Source organism: Pelomonas lactea (assembly GCF_043555885.1).
GTDB classification, from domain to species: Bacteria; Pseudomonadota; Gammaproteobacteria; order Burkholderiales; family Burkholderiaceae_C; genus Pelomonas; species Pelomonas lactea.
Genome location: NZ_JBIGHX010000004.1, coordinates 214,231 through 231,880, shown reverse-complemented (window position 1 = coordinate 231,880; position 17,650 = coordinate 214,231). Strand labels below are relative to the sequence as shown.

The 17,650-nt window shown below is 70.6% G+C and carries 17 protein-coding genes and 1 tRNA gene; 10 read left to right on the top strand and 8 right to left on the bottom strand.

Annotated elements, in window-relative coordinates:
• Window positions 1–68: 68 nt before the first annotated feature.
• The 4 genes from ACG04Q_RS13720 to ACG04Q_RS13705 form a co-directional block, all read right to left on the bottom strand.
• Entirely contained in the window at window positions 69–1,844 is a 1,776-nt protein-coding gene (locus ACG04Q_RS13720) for a S41 family peptidase (RefSeq protein WP_394511499.1), read from the bottom strand.
• 66 nt (window positions 1,845–1,910) lie between these two features.
• Entirely contained in the window at window positions 1,911–2,441 is a 531-nt protein-coding gene (locus ACG04Q_RS13715; RefSeq protein ID WP_394511498.1) for a hypothetical protein, read from the bottom strand.
• 68 nt (window positions 2,442–2,509) lie between these two features.
• Window positions 2,510–2,983, bottom strand: coding sequence for an MgtC/SapB family protein (locus ACG04Q_RS13710; RefSeq protein WP_394511497.1), 474 nt, complete (start codon window positions 2,981–2,983; stop codon window positions 2,510–2,512).
• Window positions 2,984–3,013: 30 nt separating this feature from the next.
• Window positions 3,014–3,502, bottom strand: coding sequence for an aminoacyl-tRNA deacylase (locus ACG04Q_RS13705; RefSeq protein ID WP_394511496.1), 489 nt, complete (start codon window positions 3,500–3,502; stop codon window positions 3,014–3,016).
• Between the two features lie 89 nt (window positions 3,503–3,591).
• Here ACG04Q_RS13705 and ACG04Q_RS13700 point away from each other — a divergent pair, with 89 nt between their 5' ends.
• From ACG04Q_RS13700 to ACG04Q_RS13685, 4 genes are all read left to right on the top strand, one after another.
• Window positions 3,592–4,140, top strand: coding sequence for a DUF2975 domain-containing protein (locus tag ACG04Q_RS13700; protein ID WP_394511495.1), 549 nt, complete (start codon window positions 3,592–3,594; stop codon window positions 4,138–4,140).
• A 174-nt stretch (window positions 4,141–4,314) separates the two neighbouring features.
• Window positions 4,315–4,551, top strand: a complete 237-nt coding sequence (locus ACG04Q_RS13695) for a helix-turn-helix domain-containing protein (RefSeq protein ID WP_394511494.1) — start codon at window positions 4,315–4,317, stop codon at window positions 4,549–4,551.
• 41 nt (window positions 4,552–4,592) lie between these two features.
• Window positions 4,593–5,339 (top strand): DUF2987 domain-containing protein, encoded by a 747-nt coding sequence (locus ACG04Q_RS13690; RefSeq protein ID WP_394511493.1) that lies wholly within the window; start codon window positions 4,593–4,595, stop codon window positions 5,337–5,339.
• Entirely contained in the window at window positions 5,336–6,001 is a 666-nt protein-coding gene (locus ACG04Q_RS13685; RefSeq protein ID WP_394511492.1) for a hypothetical protein, read from the top strand. Before ACG04Q_RS13690 ends, ACG04Q_RS13685 begins: the two co-directional genes overlap by 4 nt.
• On the opposite strand, the gene ACG04Q_RS13680 is transcribed toward ACG04Q_RS13685, so the two are convergent.
• Together ACG04Q_RS13680 and ACG04Q_RS13675 are read right to left on the bottom strand one after the other, a co-directional pair.
• Window positions 6,002–7,681, bottom strand: coding sequence for an acetate--CoA ligase (locus tag ACG04Q_RS13680; protein ID WP_394511491.1), 1,680 nt, complete (start codon window positions 7,679–7,681; stop codon window positions 6,002–6,004).
• 80 nt (window positions 7,682–7,761) lie between these two features.
• The gene (locus ACG04Q_RS13675; RefSeq protein ID WP_394511490.1) at window positions 7,762–8,292 is read right to left on the bottom strand and encodes a GNAT family N-acetyltransferase; all 531 of its coding nucleotides are present in this window, start codon (window positions 8,290–8,292) and stop codon (window positions 7,762–7,764) included.
• Window positions 8,293–8,336: 44 nt separating this feature from the next.
• Here ACG04Q_RS13675 and ACG04Q_RS13670 point away from each other — a divergent pair, with 44 nt between their 5' ends.
• Together ACG04Q_RS13670 and ACG04Q_RS13665 are read left to right on the top strand one after the other, a co-directional pair.
• Window positions 8,337–9,233 (top strand): alpha/beta fold hydrolase, encoded by an 897-nt coding sequence (locus tag ACG04Q_RS13670; RefSeq protein WP_394511489.1) that lies wholly within the window; start codon window positions 8,337–8,339, stop codon window positions 9,231–9,233.
• A 41-nt stretch (window positions 9,234–9,274) separates the two neighbouring features.
• Window positions 9,275–10,102, top strand: a complete 828-nt coding sequence (locus tag ACG04Q_RS13665; protein WP_394511488.1) for a substrate-binding periplasmic protein — start codon at window positions 9,275–9,277, stop codon at window positions 10,100–10,102.
• 21 nt (window positions 10,103–10,123) lie between these two features.
• On the opposite strand, the gene ACG04Q_RS13660 is transcribed toward ACG04Q_RS13665, so the two are convergent.
• Together ACG04Q_RS13660 and ACG04Q_RS13655 are read right to left on the bottom strand one after the other, a co-directional pair.
• Window positions 10,124–10,351: a DUF4212 domain-containing protein gene (locus ACG04Q_RS13660; RefSeq protein WP_394511487.1), complete on the bottom strand. Its 228-nt coding sequence runs from the start codon at window positions 10,349–10,351 to the stop codon at window positions 10,124–10,126.
• Window positions 10,344–12,521: a S9 family peptidase gene (locus ACG04Q_RS13655; RefSeq protein WP_394511486.1), complete on the bottom strand. Its 2,178-nt coding sequence runs from the start codon at window positions 12,519–12,521 to the stop codon at window positions 10,344–10,346. The genes ACG04Q_RS13660 and ACG04Q_RS13655 overlap by 8 nt, the downstream gene beginning before the upstream one ends.
• Window positions 12,522–12,639: 118 nt before the next feature.
• Here ACG04Q_RS13655 and prfB point away from each other — a divergent pair.
• From prfB to ACG04Q_RS13635, 4 genes are all read left to right on the top strand, one after another.
• Window positions 12,640–13,744 (top strand): peptide chain release factor 2 gene (gene prfB, locus ACG04Q_RS13650; protein ID WP_394511485.1). Its coding sequence is split into 2 segments (ribosomal slippage): window positions 12,640–12,720 and window positions 12,722–13,744, totalling 1,104 coding nucleotides; the frame shifts between segments, so codons are not numbered across the junction.
• A gap of 57 nt (window positions 13,745–13,801) precedes the next feature.
• The gene (pepN, locus tag ACG04Q_RS13645) at window positions 13,802–16,477 is read left to right on the top strand and encodes an aminopeptidase N (RefSeq protein ID WP_394511484.1); all 2,676 of its coding nucleotides are present in this window, start codon (window positions 13,802–13,804) and stop codon (window positions 16,475–16,477) included.
• Window positions 16,478–16,487: 10 nt separating this feature from the next.
• Window positions 16,488–17,498, top strand: coding sequence for a class 1 fructose-bisphosphatase (locus tag ACG04Q_RS13640; RefSeq protein ID WP_394511483.1), 1,011 nt, complete (start codon window positions 16,488–16,490; stop codon window positions 17,496–17,498).
• Window positions 17,499–17,553: 55 nt separating this feature from the next.
• Window positions 17,554–17,629 (top strand) — tRNA-Thr (locus ACG04Q_RS13635).
• Window positions 17,630–17,650: the final 21 nt, after the last annotated feature.

Sequence of the window (17,650 nt, the reverse complement as noted above, 5' to 3'; positions counted from 1 at the left end):
CAGGATTGTCGCGGCAGGGCCGCGCATGACCGCCGATGCGGCCTCAGGGAAAGCGCGCAGCGCCGCGCTCAGCGCGCTGCGGCGGCCAGTTCGCGCAGCGCGGCCTCCAGCACCGGGTCCTGCCCGGCGCGCACGCTGGCCAGCGTGGGCGCCACGACCAGGTCCGGCTGCACGCCGACGCCGACGAACCGGCTGCCATCGGGATAGCTGTCGCGCTTCACGCAGATGCGCGCGGCGCCGCCACCGGGCAGGCCGAACCACAGCGGCTGGCCGGTGCTGCCAGCGGTGGCCGTGCCCACCAGGCGCCCGCGCTGCAGCAGCTTGAAGGCCACGGCGGTGTCCTCGCCGGCGGAGAACGTGCCCGCGTCGATGAGCATCACCACCGGCCTGTCGAAGCGGCGTGCCAGCGGACGCTGGAAGGTCTCGGCGGGCAGGTCCAGCCAGCGCGGCGCCGCCTGCGCACCCAGGCGGGCCTGCACCAGCGGTCCGTCGTCGCGCACCTGGCTGAACGCCAGCGGCACCGGGCGGTCCGTCAGCGCGCTGAGCAGCGCCAGCCCGTGGTCCGAGTCGCCGCCCACGTTGCCGCGCAGGTCCAGCACCAGCGCGCGGGCCTTCAGCACCTCGTCGAAGCGGGCATCCAGCAGCTTCACGGCGGCGTCGCTCTCGAACTGCCCGGCCCGCAGCACCGCCACGCCGTCGGCGCGCAGTTCCAGCGACTCGGTGGGCGCATCGGGCCGCGCCCGGTACCCGCTGCGCGGTGCGCTGACCTCGTAGCGGCTGCCGTCGGCATGCGCCAGCACCAGCCGCACCGGCCGGCGCGCATCGCCCGCCAGCAGCATGCTGCCGTGCGAGCGCAGTTCGAGATCCTGCGGCGTGGAGCTGCTCTGGTAGGGCGCCACATGCCGGGCGACATGCTCGTCCACGGCCAGCCCGTCCACCGACAGCACGAGGTCGCCCACGCGCACGCCGCGGCGCTCCAGGGCCGGGTCGGTCACGGCCAGCACCACGGTGCGGCCCTCGACACGGCCGGTGCGCAGGCCGGGCCGCGCGAAGAAGCGGGGCAGCAGTGCGTCGGGCGGGTAGGCGTTGGTGTGGGCGTCACGCAGCAGCGCCGTGAAGCGCATCAGCTCGCGGTAGACGGCCTCGGTGTCGCGCGCCGCCAGCACGCGCGGGATGGCCTGCAGGTAGGCCCCGTCCCAGTCCAGCCCGGGCGCGTTGTCGAACCACGCAAAGCCCTGGCGCGCCGTGGCCCACAGCCGCGACAGCGCGGCCACGCGCTCGGCCGCGCTCATGCGGGCCGTGTAGGGCGACAGCAATGGCGACGCATCGGCCAGCCGCGGCCCCACGGCCAGACGGTCCCGCAGCGCATGCGCCCTCGGGTCGGCCAGCAGCGCGGCCAGGTCGGGGTCGGCGCCCTGGCCATCCGCGCGCGGCAGCGGCGTCCAGCTCAGGCGCACGGCTGCGTCCAGCGCCGCCAGCGCCACATCGGGCTGGCCCAGGCGACGCAGCACGCGGGCCTTGTCCAGCAGCAGCTCGTAGCGCCGCAGCCGCAGCTCGGCGTGCCCGCGGGCCAGCGCGGCGTTGAGCGGCGCGTCCAGCCGGGCGAGCCCCTGGTCGATGTCAGTCAGCGCGGCTTGCAGGGCCGGCGCAGAGGCGGGCTGCGCACCACGCACGGCAGCGGCATGGCGGTCGCGCAGCGCCACGATGTCGGCGTCAACCTGATCAGCCGGTGTGCCGGCCTGGGCGAGCGCCAGCCCGGACGCGGCAAATGCACAGGCCAGACGGCGCAGCCGGGCCGGCCAAGCGGTGGCGAACGCCGCAGCGGGGGTGGGGAGGGTCAACATGGGGCGATATTGTCCGGCCCACCGGGCCGCGGCCTTGCCGGGCGCTGACGCCCGGTCGGCGGCCCTTCAGCTGCCGAAATACGGCCCGTCGCCGCGCGCCTGCGCGAAGCCGGTCTGCGGCTCCTCGATGACGACGCGCTCGCGCAGGCGCTGCTGCAGGAACTCGATCGCCAGGGCCTCGGCCCGGCGCTGCCACTGCGGCCGGGCCTCGAGCCAACTGCCGTCATGCCGGATGAAGCGGTAGGCCCGGCGGCCGGTGGGGCCGTAGATGACGAGGTGCGCGATCTGCGCCAGCGGCAGCTGGAGGTCGCGCGCGTTCCCGTCGGCGCGGTGTAGCGTCACCTGCCCTCCGGCGACCTGCACCAGCGGCTGCCCCTGCGGTCCATGCCGGCGACGCTCCAGCAGCGTGCGCAGGCCGAGGCCGATCGCCAGGCCGATGAGCACGACACTGCTGAACCACGGCCCGCCACGGCTGTACGTGACCGCCACCGCGGCGGCCAAGCCGCCGATCAGCAGCGCGGCGCTGACCCACAGCGGCGGCAGCGGCTGATAGACGCCATCGGCATCCGCCACCCCTGCCGGGAACAACCAGTTCATGCGACTCCCTTCGCCGCACGACCCTGGCGATGCCCTGCCCGTCGGCGGTTGCGGCGAGGATAGCCCGATCAGTGCCGGGGCGGCACATCCGGCCTGGGCAACAAGGCCAGCACCACCAGCGCCAGCAGCGTGCTGATGACGGCCGTGGACTCGCGTCCCATGCCGCAGGCCACGCCGATGGCGGCGGTCATCCAGATGCCGGCCGCGGTCGTCAGGCCCTGCACGTTCTCCTCGGCCCGCTGCTTGACAATCGCGCCCGCCCCGAGAAAACCCACGCCGGCGATGACACCCTGCAGCACCCGGCTCAGATCTCCCGGCAGCATGCCGCCCAGCAGCGGCACCAGCACGAACAGCGCCGAGCCCATGGCCACCAGCATGTGCGTGCGGATGCCGGCCGCCTTGCCCTTGTGCTCGCGCTCGTAGCCCAGCACGCCGCCCAGCAACGCCGCCAGCAGCAGTCGCGTCAGGATGCGCGTCACCTGCTCGGCATCGGGCACGTCCGAGAACTCGGCGCGCAACGTCGAAAGAACCGTCTCCCACATGCCGGCGTTGCCGGCAATCGCCGTTCCCGCTCAGTTCGCGCAGGTCACCGGCCGCGCGCCGAGCAGCTCGGTCAGCACGCGCGGCTCAATGCCGACGAGGTAGCCGCGCCGCCCGCCGTTGATGCAGATCTTGGGCAGCGCCAGGATGCCGGCCTCGACGAACACCGGCATCGCCTTGCGCACGCCGAACGGCGACGTGCCGCCCACCTGGTAGCCGCTGTGGCGCTGCGCCACCTCGGGCTTGCAGGGCTCCACCTTCTTGCACGGGATCTGCCGCGCCAGCTCCTTCAGGCTGACCGTGCGGTCGCCATGCATCAGCACGATCAGCGGCTCGGCCTTCTCGTCCTGCATCACCAGCGTCTTCACGACGGCATGCTCGTCCACGCCCAGCTGCCTGGACGACTCGGCCGTGCCGCCGTGCTCCACGTAGTCGTACACATGCTCGGTGAACGCCACCCCGGCGCGCTTGAGCATCTGCGTGGCGGGGGTCTCGCTGACGTGGCTGGTCTTCTTGCTCATGCCCCTGATTTTCGTGTCAACGGCCCATGCTGTATGGCGTTAACGATTTATTGTTTTACAGTAAGTTTTTCTTGTTTCACGAAAGCACCATGCCCGAGTCCTTTTCCGCTGACGGCCTGCGGCGCATCCGCCGCCTGTCCTGGATCGTCCGGCTGCTGTGCCTGGCGGGCGTGGTGTTCATCGGCACGCTGCCGTTCATCTTCTGGGCCCAGCCGGACTGGGTGGCGGAAGTGGCGGCCAAGACCTGGAGCCTGAACACCGTGCAGCTGGACGTGGGCTCGCGGCTGTGGGGCCTGGCAGCCATGCTGCTGCCCACGTCGGTGAGCCTGTTCGCGCTGTGGCAGATGTGGTCGCTGTTCGGCTGCTTCGCGCAGGGCGAGCTGCTGGCGCGCCGGCCGGCACAGCACCTGCGCCGGCTGGGCCTGGGCGTGTGCGCGCTGGCGGCCGCACAGCCACTGGGGCACACGCTGGCCATCCTGGCGCTGACCTGGGGCAACGGCAAGGGCGAGCGCCGGCTGTGGTTCGGCCTGTCGTCGGACCACTACCTCGCGCTGCTGTTCGGCCTGCTGCTGCTGGCGCTGGCGCAGGTGCTGCTAGAAGCCGCGCGCGTCGCGGACGAGAACGCCGAGTTTGTATGAGCCCCTCGTCCAGTCGCGCCGCGCTGAACGCGGGCGCACCTGACCGGTCCCCCGAGGGGACGGCGATGCTCGCGGCATTGAGCCGCGAGCACATCGCCACAGGCGGGCCGGCTTGGGGCGGCCCGGCGCTCGGCCCGCAAATCCGCCACCGACTTGCTAGCGAGGTGCGTTGACATGCCCATCATCGTCACCCTCGACGTCATGCTCGCGCGGCGCAAGATGCGCTCGCGCGAGCTGGCCGAGCGCGTGGGCATCACCGAGGCCAACCTGTCGCTGCTCAAGAGCGGCAAGGTGCGCGGCGTTCGCTTCGACACGCTGTCGCGCATCTGCGATGTCCTGCAATGCCAGCCCGGCGACCTGCTGGCCTGGGAACCCGGCCCCGAGCCCGACGGCAGCGACGACCCAGCCTGAGCCGCCGAGCGCCTCTACCCCCTCAACTCACACGCCCTGCCATGCGCCCCTTGCTGCTGTCCGCCCTGCTGCTGCTCGCCAGCACCTCCCAGGCCCAAACGCCGCCCACCGAAACCGTGGTGCTGCCGCCGGTCCGCACCGAACTCAAGCGCGACGGCAGCGCGCTGCCTTATGCGCAGATCAACAGCGTCATCGCCAAGCTGCGCCGCTACGGCGAGGACTTGTTCCGCATGGACTTCAAGGTGGACGCCGAGAAGACCAAGCGCCCCCTGGCCGAGATCCGCATGGCGGTGCGCAGCGACGATGCCGACTACCCGATCAAGCTCGACGCCCAGGGCGGCTTCGAGCTGCCCATCCTGCCCGAGGCCGAGGCCAAGACGGCCGACCTCGCGACCAACGTGGCCAAGGGTGAGATGGCCGTGCGCGGCACGCTGGAGCTGAACGTGACGCCCGAACAGGTGACCATGGCCAAGGTGCGCCAGATCGTGCGCGTGGCCCGCACGTTGCGCGAGGAGATGCTGCCCTGGTACCTGCGCTGGTTGTTCCCGCGCATCGAGGGTGTGCGCGTCTGCAGCGCCACCCCCACCTGGGAGCTGGAATGGCGGGAGGACGGCAAGCTGCTGGGCCTGCCGCTGCCGGCGGCCCAGGGTGAGCGCGACCCGCTGGAGCGCAAGGCCGCCCAGCCCCGCCCCTGCACGCTGCTGACCGGCCAGGAAAGCTGGCCCGACGCCGCCCGCCTGCTGCCGCCGCCCAACAGCCGCGTCAGCGTGAAGCTGCAAGGTTCATGAACCACCGCTGGGCCGCCCGCGCCGTCGTCGCCGCGCTGCATGCGGCGCTGCTGCTGGCGCTGTGGCAGCACCGGCCGGCCCGGCTGGATGACGCGCGAGAACGACGCTCGACGACCGTGCAGCTCATCCTGCCCCGGCGGCCACCGCCGCCGCCGTCCGAGGCCGGCCGCATGCCACCGCCGGCCCGGGCACCGGCCCTCGCCGCCATCGAGCCGCGGCCTTTCAGCATCGAGGCGCCGGCCGCGCCGGAGGCCGAGCGCGTTCCCGCCAGCCCCGCACCGGCCGCGCCCACCCAGCCCGCCGAGCCGCCACGCGCCGCCCTGAGGCTGACGCTGCCACCGGGCTATGCCGCGTCCAGCGCGGCCGCGCGCAACCCGGCGCTCAGCGACCCGCGCAGCAACACGCCGCGGGCGACGCTGGAGGACCGCATTGCCGATGCCACCGGCGGCGCCGGCGCGTGGGTGGAAGAGTCCACCAGCGAGAACCGCCTGCAGTCGGTCGGCGCGCTGGGCGAGTACCGCACCGTCATGCGGCGCGGCAACACCTGCGTGGAAGTGTTCCGCTCCCGCATCGCCGACAACACCGCCTTCAACGGCAACGTGGCCCCGCTGGCGATGCGCATGGTGGGCAAGCCCTACACCTGCAGAGGGCCCGGGCGCTGATCACGCCGCCTGGTTCGCGCGCCGCTGCTCCTGCAACCTCAGCACGCGGCGCTGCACCTTGCCGGTGGTCGTCATGGGCAGCGCGTCGATGAACTCGATGTCCTTCGGGTACTCGTACGGCGCCAGCCGCGCCTTCACGTGGGCCTGCAGCGCCTCGACGAGCGCCGCATCGCCCACGTGCCCGTCGGCCAGCACGACGTAGGCCTTCACCAGCGCGCCGCGCTCCGCATCGGGCTTGGGCACGACGGCCGCATTGGCCACGGCCGGGTGCTTGAGCAGGCAGTTCTCGATCTCGCCGGGGCCGATGCGGTAGCCGGCGCTCTTGAAGACGTCGTCGGCGCGGCCCTCGTACCACAGCGTGCCGTCGGCATCGCTGCGGGCCAGGTCGCCGGTGCGGCACCAGTCGCCGGTGAACTTGGCCTTCGTCGCGACGTCGTTGTTCCAGTAGCCCAGGAAGAACACCGGGTCGGGCGTGCCATGGCGGTCGAACGCGTTGACGGCCACCTCGCCGACCTCGCCCGGCGCGCACTCGCAGCCGTCGCCGTCGATGACGGCCACGCGGTGGCCCGGGTAGGCCCGGCCCATGCTGCCGGGCTTGGCCGGCCACAGCGCCTGGCAGTTGCCGACGACGTAGTTCATCTCGGTCTGGCCGAACATCTCGTTGACGGGCACGCCCAAGGCGTCGCGGCACCAGCTGAACACCGCGTCGCCGACGGCCTCGCCGGCGCTCATCAGCGCGCGCAGCTTCAGGCCATGGCGGCGCGGCCGCGGCTCGGCCTTCATCATGGCCTTGAGTGCGGTCGGGAACAGGAAGGCATGCGTGACGCCGTAGGCCGCCATCAGCTCGAAGGCCTTGGCCGCCGAGAACCGGCCCTGCCACGCGACGATGGGGCGGCCGAAGTACAGCGTGGGCAGCAGCGCGTCCATCAACCCGCCGGTCCAGGCCCAGTCGGCCGGGCTCCAGAAGACGGCGTCGCTCGGCTGGCTGGCGTTGAACGGATCGAAGCCGAACCAGTCCTGGCTGGCGACGAAGCCGCTCAGGTTGCCGATCAGCGCCCGCTGCGGGATCAGGGCGCCCTTGGGGTTGCCGGTGGTGCCGCTGGTGTAGATGAGGATGGCCGGGTCCTCGGCGCGGGTCGCCACGCGCTGGAAGCGCGCGGCCTCAGCCTGCAGCGCCTCCATCCAGCCCAGTTCGTCGCCCTGCACGCTGCACTCGCCGACCACGATGACGCGACGCAGCGCCGGGCACTGGGTCTTGACCTCGCGCAATACCGGCATCGCCTCGCAGGCCGCGATGGCCAGCACGGCGCCGCTGTCCTGCAGCCGGAACTCCAGCGCCTCGGCGCCGAACAGCATCGACAGCGGCATGGCCACCGCGCCGATCTGCTGGAGGGCGATGTGCGCGACGGCCGTCTCGAAGCGCTGCGGCAGCACGATCGCGACGCGGTGGCCGCGCCGCACCCCCTGGGCCAGCAGCGCGTTGGACAGGCGGTTGGCAGCGCGCTGCAGCTGCGCATAGCTGTACGTTGCTCGGCAGCCGCTCTCGCTGTCGAAGTGGATGGCGGTGGCCTTGGGCGTCTCGCGCGCCCAGCGGCCGCAGCAGGCCTCGGCGATGTTGAAGTCGTCCGGCACCTGCCAGCGGAAGGCGGCGTGCAGCGGCTCGTAGCGGTCTTCAGCCATCAGCGCCCCCGATTTGATCGAGGGGCGATGCTAGCCAGCCCGTCCCGGACCGACGTCATGGATTGCCCGCAGGCGTCCGCTCACAACCCCAGCCACGCGGACGGCGACCACATGCTGGGCCGATCGCCATCGGCATAGCGCTCCAGCGCGTCGCCGGTGAGCCGGCAGATGCGCCACTCGGGCATCACGTCGGCCCCCAGCTTCTCGTAGAAGCGGATGGCGTCCTCGTTCCAGTCCAGCACGGTCCAGTCGAAGCGGCCGTACCCACGCTCGCAGGCCAGCCGGGCCAGCTCGATGAGCAGCGCCCGCCCCAGGCCGCTGCGGCGGTGGGCGGGGCGGACGTACAGGTCCTCCAGGTACAGGCCCGGCTTGGACAGGAAGGTCGAGAAGTTCTTGTAGAACAGCGCGAAGGCCACGACCTCGCCGCCCACCTCGCCCACCATGCACTCGGCCACCGGGTCGTCGCCGAACAGGTGCGGCCGCAGGCTGTCGGGCGTCACTTCCAGCAGATGCGTCAGGTTCTCGAACTCGGCCAATTCGCTGATCAACTGGACGATGTCTTTGAGGTCGCGCGGCTCGGCGGCGCGGATGTCGTGGCGGGGTGCGGGCATGATGACCCCATTGTCCGCGGACAACCGTGGCCTACAGTGCGGATATGCCCCATGTCTACCCCCTTCGTCGTCCGCACCGCAGCGAATTTCTGACCCTGCGCGGCCTGCGCCACCATCTGCTGCGCTGGGGCCAGCCCGTGCCGGGACGGCCGCCGCTGGTCATGGTGCACGGCTGGATGGACGTCGGTGCGTCGTTCCAGTTCGTCGTCGACGCTTTTGCCGAGGACCGCGAGGTCATCGCGCTGGACTGGCGCGGCTTCGGCCTGAGCGCCACCACCGGCGCCGACTGCTACTGGTTCCCCGACTACCTCGGCGACCTGGACGCGCTGCTGAACGCCATCAGCCCTGGCGCGCCGGTGGACCTGGTGGGGCACAGCATGGGCGGCAACGTGGCGATGAGCTATGCCGGCGTTCGCCCGCAGCGCATGCGTCGCTTGATCAACCTCGAAGGCTTCGGCATGCCCGACGTCGCCCCTGCTGCCGCGCCCGAGCGCCTGGCGCGCTGGCTGGACGAGCTGAAAGACCCGCCCTCGCTGCGCCCCTACGCGACGCTGGCCGATGTGGCCGAGCGGCTGCGCAAGAACAACCCGCGCCTGGCTGCCGACAAGGCCGCCTGGCTGGCCGGCCACTGGGCGCGCGAGACGCCCGAGGGCTTCCTGCTGAACGCCGACCCCGCCCACAAGCTCGCCAACCCGGTGCTTTACCGCAAGGCCGAGGTGCTGGCCTGCTGGCAGCGCATCGCCGCGCCGGTGCTGTGGGTGGAAGGCAGCGACGACCAGCTGACGCGCTTCTGGGGCACGCGCTTTCCACGCGAGGAATTCGAGGCGCGGCTGGCCGTCGTGCCCGATGTTCAGCGCGTCGTGCTGCAGGACGCCGGCCACATGCTGCATCACGACCAGCCCGCGGCGCTGGCCGAGCATTTGGAACGCTTTCTGTCCTGAGCCCAGTCGACCGCCAGACCGTACGCCGGAAAATCGGGCCCATGGCCCGTCACCCGTCCTCGCGCCCCATTGCCCGCCGGCTGCTGCTGGCCTGGGCGCTGTGCGGCGCCGCCGCGAGCGCGACGGCCGACTGCGGCCGGCCGCTGCAGGTGGCCGTGTCCGACCTGGGCGTCGGCAGCTACCAGGAGCAGGGCCAGATCCGCGGCCTGATCCCGGAGCTGGCACAGGAGCTGGCGGCCCGCAGCGGCTGCCGGCTGGAGCTGGTGTTCCTGCCCCGCGCCCGCGCGCTGCAGGACTTCGACGTCGGCCGCATCGACATCATCACGTCCATGTTGCGCACGCCCGAGCGCGATGCGCTGGGCGTCTACCTGCCCTACGGCTACACCAAGCACGACCTGCTGCTGGCCCCGGAGGCGGCCGCGGGCATCGCCAGCCTGGCCGACCTGATCCGCCGGCCCGAGCTGCGGCTGGGCGTCGTGCGAGGCATACGCACGAACAGCCGCGTCGACCTGCACCTTGAACAACTGCTGGCGACGCGCCGCGCCGAGTACTCATCGGACTTCGCCAACCTCGCCGCCAAGCTGGCCGCCCGGCGCGTGCAGGCGGTCATCATGCCCAACGCGCTGCACATCAAGCTGCGTCGCGATGGCGCGCTGGCGCCCGACATCGCCACCGTCAACATCCCCGAGGCCCGGCCGCAGGTGCTGGGCCTGTACGTGAACCGTGCCGCGGTGCCTGCTGCCGCTGCCGGCCGCCTTGGCGAGCAACTGGCCGCGATGGTCAGGACCGGCTGGGTGCGGCAGGCCTATGTGCGCCACTTCGGCGAGGCCGAGACGCGCCGCATGGAGCTGGCGGCGCTGGAGCGCTAGGGAGGGTCTGCAAACCCCTCCCTAGCCCGCATCCTCATCCAGCCGCCGCATGCGGCGCGCGTAGACGATGACGATGGCGCAGAAGCCCAGCAGCGCGCCCTGCGACGCCAGCCAGAAAGCCAGCGGCCAGCCGAACAGCTCCACGCTGAGCTCGCGTGCGAACACCACCGGCACGAAGGCCACCAGCGCCCAGGCGAGCAGCAGCCCGGCCGTCAGCCGCCGTGTGCGGCGCCAGTAGTCGCTAGTCATTCAGCAGACCCCATTGCTGCAGCATGAAGGTGTTGGTGCGCGCCGCCTCGCGCAGCGCGTCGAAACGGCCCGACGCGCCGCCGTGGCCGGCGGTCATGTTGATGTCGAACAGCACCGGCGCCTTGCCCTGGTTCAACTCGCGCAGCCGGGCCACGTACTTGGCGGCCTCCCAGTACGGCACCTGGCTGTCGTTGATCGCGGTCTTGGCCAGCACCGCGGGGTAGACCGCCGGCTTGAGGTTGTCGTAGGGGCTGTAGGCGCGCATCCAGGCGTACTCGCCGGCCTGGTTGGGGTTGCCCCATTCGATGTATTCCTCGGTGGTCAGCGGCAGGCTGGCGTCCAGCATGGTGTTGATGACATCGACGAAGGGCACCTGCGCGACGACGGCCTTGAAGAGATCGGGCCGCAGGTTGGTGGCCGCCCCCACCAGCAGGCCGCCGGCGCTGCCGCCGTGGATGATGAGCTGGCCGGGTTGCGTGTAGCCCTGCTTCACGAGGGCTTCGGCGCAGGCGACGAAGTCGGTGAAGGTGTTCATCTTCTTCGCCAGCTTGCCGTCCAGATACCACTGCCGGCCGAGGTCGCCGCCGCCACGCACATGCGCGATGGCGTAGATGACGCCGCGGTCCAGCAGCGACAGGCGGCCGCTGCCGAAGCGCGGGTCGCTGGGGTGGCCATAGCTGCCGTAGCCGTACAGCAGCAGCGGCTGCGGGCCGGTGCGCCGCTTGTCCTTGCGCCAGACGAGGCTGACGGGCACCTTGACGCCGTCGGGCGCCGTCGCCCACAGCCGCTCGGTGGCGTAGAGGCTGGCGTCGTAGCCGCCCTGCACCGGCGCCACCTTCAGCAGCTGCAGGTCGCCGGTGGCCAGCTCGGCCTCGTAGGTGCTGGTGGGCGTCGTCAGCGAGTTGTAGGTGAAGCGCACGTGCATCGCATCGAACTCACGCTGGCTGGCCAGCGTGGCGCCATAGGCCAGCTCCTGGAAGGCGATGTCGCGCGGCGCCCCGCCGCCCAGCGGGTAGATGCGCAGCTTGACGGAACCGCCCTCGCGGATCTGCGCCACCGCATGGGTCTTGAACGCCACCGCCTGCTCCACCATCGCGTCGTCGCGGGCGGCAATGAGCTCGCGCGCGCGCGCCAGGCCCTCGGCCGGGACCAGCACGCCGGCCCCCGCCTTCATCGGCAGCCGCAGCAGCCGGAAGTTGACGCCGCGGTCGTTGATGCGCAGCAGCAGCTCGGCGCCGAAGGGCGTGACGGCGTACTCCTGCCCGGCCCGGCGCGGCAGCACCTCGCGCCAGCGGCCCTCCGGCTGCGCGGCGGGCAGCAGGCGCCAGTCCATCGTGTCCTTGGAGCGCGAGCCCAGCATCAGCGTGCGGCCATCCAGCGACTTGGCCAGCATCAGGTTGAACAGCTCGTCCTTCTCCTCGTGCACCAGCGTGTCGGCCGCCGTGCCCAGGCGGTGCCGCCACAGCTGGTGCGAGCGGCGCGCATCGTTGTGGCGGATGTAGAACAGCGTGCGGCTGTCGGCCGCCCACTCGAAGGCGTCGGCGTGCGGCGTGGTCGCGACGACGCGGTCCGCGCCGGTGGCGATGTCGCGCACATGCAGCTCGAAGTCGCGCGCGCCGGTGGCGTCCACGGCGTAGGCCAGCAACTTGTCGTCGGGGCTGACGGACAGGCCGTTCAGGTTGACGAACTTGCGCGTCCTGGCCAGTTCGTTCAGGTCCAGCAGCACCTGCTCGGGCGCGCTGGCGTCATACAGACGCTGCGGCCCCTGTGCGGCGCGACGGACGTACACCGGGTACTGCTGGCCCACGTCGATGCGGCTGACGTACCACCAACGCCCCTGGCGCTGCGGCACACCCTGGTCGCGCTGCTGAACGCGCCCCTTCATCTCCTCAAACAGCTTCTGCTCCGAGGCCGCCAGCGGCTTGAACCAGGCGTCCGCGTAGGCGGCCTCGGCCTGGAGGTGGGCCTGCACGTCGGGCTGGTCCTTCTCGCGCAGCCAGAAGTAGTCGTCGATGCGGCGGTCGCCGTGGATGCTGACGTCGCGGGGCTTCTTGGCGGCGACGGGGGCGGTGGGGGCGTCCTGGGCCTGTGCGGCGCGGGTGGCGCAGATCAGGCTGGTGGCGAGCACGGCCGTGTGGGCCAGCGCGCGCCAGGCGGGCATGGATGGCATGGGCTTGTTTCTCCCGCCGGGCGCCGCCCTCGGCAGCCGACCCCGGCGGCCTGCAGTGTGCCTGCTACGCCCCATGCAAAAATCACGGCCTTTCCCGAACTGCACCGCTGTGCCCGTCATGGACATCGAACACATCAACCAAATCGGCAATTCCCTGGCCGACCTCTCAGCGCGCACCGACGCGCTAAGGGGGTATCTTTGACTTCGATCGCAAAGCACTGCGACTGAACGAAGTCAACGCCGCCCTCGAGAACCCCAACGTCTGGAACGATCCCAAGCGGGCCCAGGAGCTCGGCAAGGAGAAGCGGACGCTGGAGACCGTGGTCGACACGATCACGCACCTGACCACCTCGCTGGCCGACAACGCCGAGCTCTTCGAGATGAGCAAGGAAGAAGGCGACGAGGCCGGCATGCTGGCCATTGAGGCCGATGCGGCCACGCTACAGGCCAAGGTCGAGGAACTCGAGTTCCGCCGCATGTTCAACAACCCGGCCGACCCGAGCAACTGCTTCATCGACATCCAGGCCGGCGCCGGCGGCACCGAGGCCTGCGACTGGGCCGGCATGCTGCTGCGCCAGTACCTGAAGTACTGCGAGCGCAAGGGCTTCAAGGCCACGATGGAAGACGAGACGCCGGGCGACGTGGCCGGCATCAAGAGCGCCACCATCAAGGTGGAAGGCGAGTACGCCTTCGGCCTGCTGCGCACCGAGACCGGCGTGCACCGCCTGGTGCGCAAGAGCCCGTTCGACTCGTCCGGCGGCCGCCACACCTCGTTCGCGTCGCTGTTCGTGTACCCGGAAGTCGACGACTCCATCGAGATCGACATCAACCCGGCCGATGTGCGCACCGACACCTTCCGCGCCAGCGGCGCCGGCGGCCAGCACATCAACAAGACCGACTCGGCGGTGCGCCTGACGCACATCCCGACCGGCATCGTCGTGCAATGCCAGGACGGCCGCAGCCAGCACAGCAACCGCGACGTCGCCTGGCGCCGCCTGCGCTCGCGCCTGTACGACCATGAGATGAAGAAGCGCATGGAAGAACAGCAGAAGCTGGAAGACACCAAGACCGACGTCGGCTGGGGTCACCAGATCCGCTCCTACGTGCTGGACCAGAGCCGCATCAAGGACCTGCGCACCAACTACGAAACCTCGGCGACGCAGAAGGTGCTGGACGGCGATCTCGACCAGTTCATCACCGAGTCGCTCAAGCAAGGCATCTGATGCCACCCGGGCCGCGCTTGCGGCCCTCTTTCTTTCGATTCCCCAAGGAAGCCCCTCATGCGTGAAGGCACCGCTCCCCTGATCCAACGCCTGGACTACCAGCAACCGGCGTTCTGGATCCGCAAGGTCGACCTGAGCTTCGACCTCGACCCCGCCAAGACCATCGTCACGAGCAAGATGCAGGTGGAGCGCAACCGTGCCGTGCCGCACGGCCCGCTGCGCCTGCACGGCGAGGAACTGAACCTGCTGCGCGCCCTCATCAATGGCGCCGGCGTGTCCTTCCGCCAGGAAGGCCATGAACTGGTCATCGACAACCCGCCCGACGAAGACTTCGCGCTGGAGATCCGCAACACGATCTGCCCCGAGAAGAACACCGCGCTCTCCGGCCTGTACACCTCGGGCGGCAGCTTCTTCACGCAGTGCGAGGCCGAGGGCTTCCGCCGCATCACCTACTTCCTGGACCGCCCGGACGTGATGGCCGTCTACACGGTCACGCTGCGCGCCGATGCGACGAAGTACCCGGTGCTGCTGTCCAACGGCAACCTGGTGGACAGCGGCACGCTGGAAGAACCCGGCAACAAGGGCCGCCACTTCGCCGTCTGGCACGACCCCTTCCCCAAGCCCAGCTACCTGTTCGCCGTCGTCGCGGGCGACCTCGTCGCCCGCGAGCAGCGCGTGCGCACCCGCGCCGGCAAGGACCACCTGCTGCAGGTCTACGTGCGCCGGGGCGACCTGGAGAAGACCGAGCACGCGATGAACAGCCTCATCGCCTCCATCGTCTGGGACGAGGCCCGCTTCGGCCTGCCGCTGGACCTGGAGCGCTTCATGGTGGTCGGCGTGTCCGACTTCAACATGGGCGCGATGGAGAACAAGGGCCTGAACATCTTCAACACGGCTGCCCTGCTCGCCTCGCCCGCCACCGCGACCGACGCCGACTTCGCGCGCATCGAGTCCATCGTCGCGCACGAGTACTTCCACAACTGGACCGGCAACCGCGTGACCTGCCGCGACTGGTTCCAGCTGTCGCTCAAGGAGGGCCTGACCGTCTTCCGCGACCAGGAATTCAGCATGGACATGGCCGGCAGCAGCTCCGCCCGCGCCGTCTGCCGCATCCAGGACGTGCGCCAGCTGCGCGCGCTGCAGTTCCCCGAGGACAGCGGCGCCATGGCCCATCCGGTGCGCCCGGACAGCTACAGCGAGATCAACAACTTCTACACCGCCACCGTCTACGAGAAGGGCTCGGAAGTCGTCCGCATGTACCAGACGCTGGTCGGCCGCAAGGGCTTCGAGGCCGGCATGAAGCTGTACTTCGAGCGCCACGACGGCCAGGCCGTGACCTGCGACGACTTCGCGCAGGCCATCGCCGACGCCAACCCCGGCTCGGCGCTCGCCACGCGGCTGGACACCTTCAAGCGCTGGTACTCCCAGGCCGGCACGCCGCGCGTGAAGGCGCACGGCGAGCACGACGCCGCCACCCGCACCTACACGCTGCGCCTAACCCAGCACACGCCCGCCACGCCGGGCCAGCCGACCAAGCTTCCGCAGGTCATCCCCGTCGTCATGGGCCTGCTGGACCGCCACGGCGCCGCGCTGGCACTGAACGCCGCCGGCGACACCGAGACCGTGCTGGTGCTGGACCAGGCCGAGCAGACCTTCGTCTTCGAGAACATCGACGCCGAGCCGGTGCCGTCGCTGCTGCGTGGCTTCTCGGCGCCGGTGGTGCTGGACGACGGCCTCAGCGACGCCGCGCTGCTGGTGCTGATGCGCCACGACAGCGACGCGTTCAACCGCTGGGAGGCCGGCCAGCGGCTGGCACTGAACCGCATCCTCGCCGCACTGCGCGCCGGCCAGCCGCTGGTGCTGAGCAATGCCTTCATCGAGGCCATGCGCGGCGTGCTGAACCACCCCGAGCTGGACGCCGCCTTCAAGGAGCTGGCACTGACGCTGCCGGGCGAGAGCTACATCGCCGAACAGCTGGACGTCGTCGACCCGCAGGCTATCCACGCCGCCGTCATGGCCGCGCAGCGCCAGCTCGCCAGCGCGTTGCGCGACGACTGGACGGCCGCCTTCGAGGCCAACCAGATCGCCGGCGGTTACACGCCCGACCCGGTCTCCAGCGGCAAGCGCGCCCTGGCCAACCTGGCGCTGTCCATGCTGGTGCTGGACGCCCAGGCCACCGGCGACACCGTGTGGCCCGGCAAGGCCTACCAGCGCTTCAAGGACGCGTCCAACATGACGGACCGCCTCGGCGCGCTGGCCGCGCTGGTCAATGCCGGCGCCGAGCTGGCCCAGCCCGCGCTGGAGCGCTTCCACGCGCTGTTCAAGGACGACGCGCTGGTCATCGACAAGTGGTTCGCGCTGCAGGCCCGCGCGCCGGAGAGCGACGGCCGCGTGTTCGCTCGCGCCAAGACGCTGACCAAGCATGCCGACTTCACGCTGAAGAACCCCAACCGCGCGCGCAGCCTGCTCGCCAGCCTGTGCATGTTCAACCCGGCCGCCTTCCACCGCGCCGACGCGGCAGGCTATGTGTTCTGGGCGGAACAGGTGCTGGCCGTGGACGCCATCAACCCGCAGCTGGCCAGCCGCATCGCCCGCGCGATGGACCGCTGGTCGGTGCTGGCCGAGCCCTACCGCAGTGCCGCCCGCGAAGCCGTGGCGCGCGTGGCGGCCAAACCCGATCTGTCCACCGACGTCCGTGAGATCGTCGAGCGGGCCCTCGCATCCGGAAACTAAGCAGCCTCCCATGTCACGACAGACCAGTCTCACCCAATACCTCATCGAGCAGCAGCGCGAGCACGGCCACATCCCGCAGGAACTGCGGCTGCTGATCGAGGTCGTCGCGCGCGCCTGCAAGCGCATCGCCATCGCCGTCAACAAGGGCGCGCTCGGCGGCGTGCTCGGCTCCGCCGGCAGCGAGAACGTGCAGGGCGAAGTCCAGAAGAAGCTGGACATCATCGCCAACGAGGTGCTCATCGAGGCCAATGAATGGGGCGGCCACCTCGCCGCCATGGCCAGCGAGGAGATGGACAGCATCTACGTGGTGCCCAACCGCTACCCGCAGGGCGAGTACCTGTTGCTGTTCGATCCCCTGGACGGCTCCAGCAACATCGACGTCAACGTCTCCATCGGCACCATCTTCAGCGTGCTGCGCAAGGTGGGGCATTCGCGCGGCGTGTCGGAGGAGGACTTCCTGCAGCCCGGCAAGCAGCAGGCCGCCGCGGGCTACTGCGTCTACGGCCCGCAGAGCATGCTGGTGCTGACCGTGGGCGACGGCGTCGCGATGTTCACGCTGGACCGCGAGACCGGCTCCTGGGTGCTGACGCAGGACGAGGTGCGCATTCCCGAGGACACCAAGGAATTCGCGATCAACATGTCCAACATGCGCCACTGGGCGCCGCCGGTGACGCGCTACATCGACGAATGCCTGGCCGGCTCGACCGGCCCCCGAGGCAAGGACTTCAACATGCGCTGGGTGGCCAGCATGGTGGCCGACGTGCACCGCATCCTGACCCGCGGCGGCGTGTTCCTCTACCCCTGGGACCAGCGCGAGCCCGACAAGCCCGGCAAGCTGCGCCTGATGTACGAGGCCAACCCGATGGCCTTCCTGATCGAGCAGGCGGGCGGCGCGGCCGTCAACGGCCGGGACCGCATCATGGACCTGAACCCCACCAAGCTGCACGAGCGCGTGGCGGTGGCGCTGGGGTCGAAAAACGAGGTCGAACGCATCGCGGCCTACCATCGCGAGACAAGCTGAAATTTCCCGCTATAATGGCGGGCTTGACGCGCAGGCAGACAGCCTGTGAGTCCTGGCCGGCATAGCTCAGTTGGTAGAGCAGCGCATTCGTAATGCGAAGGTCGGGGGTTCGACTCCTCTTGCCGGCACCAAATTCACAAGAACAAAGCCCA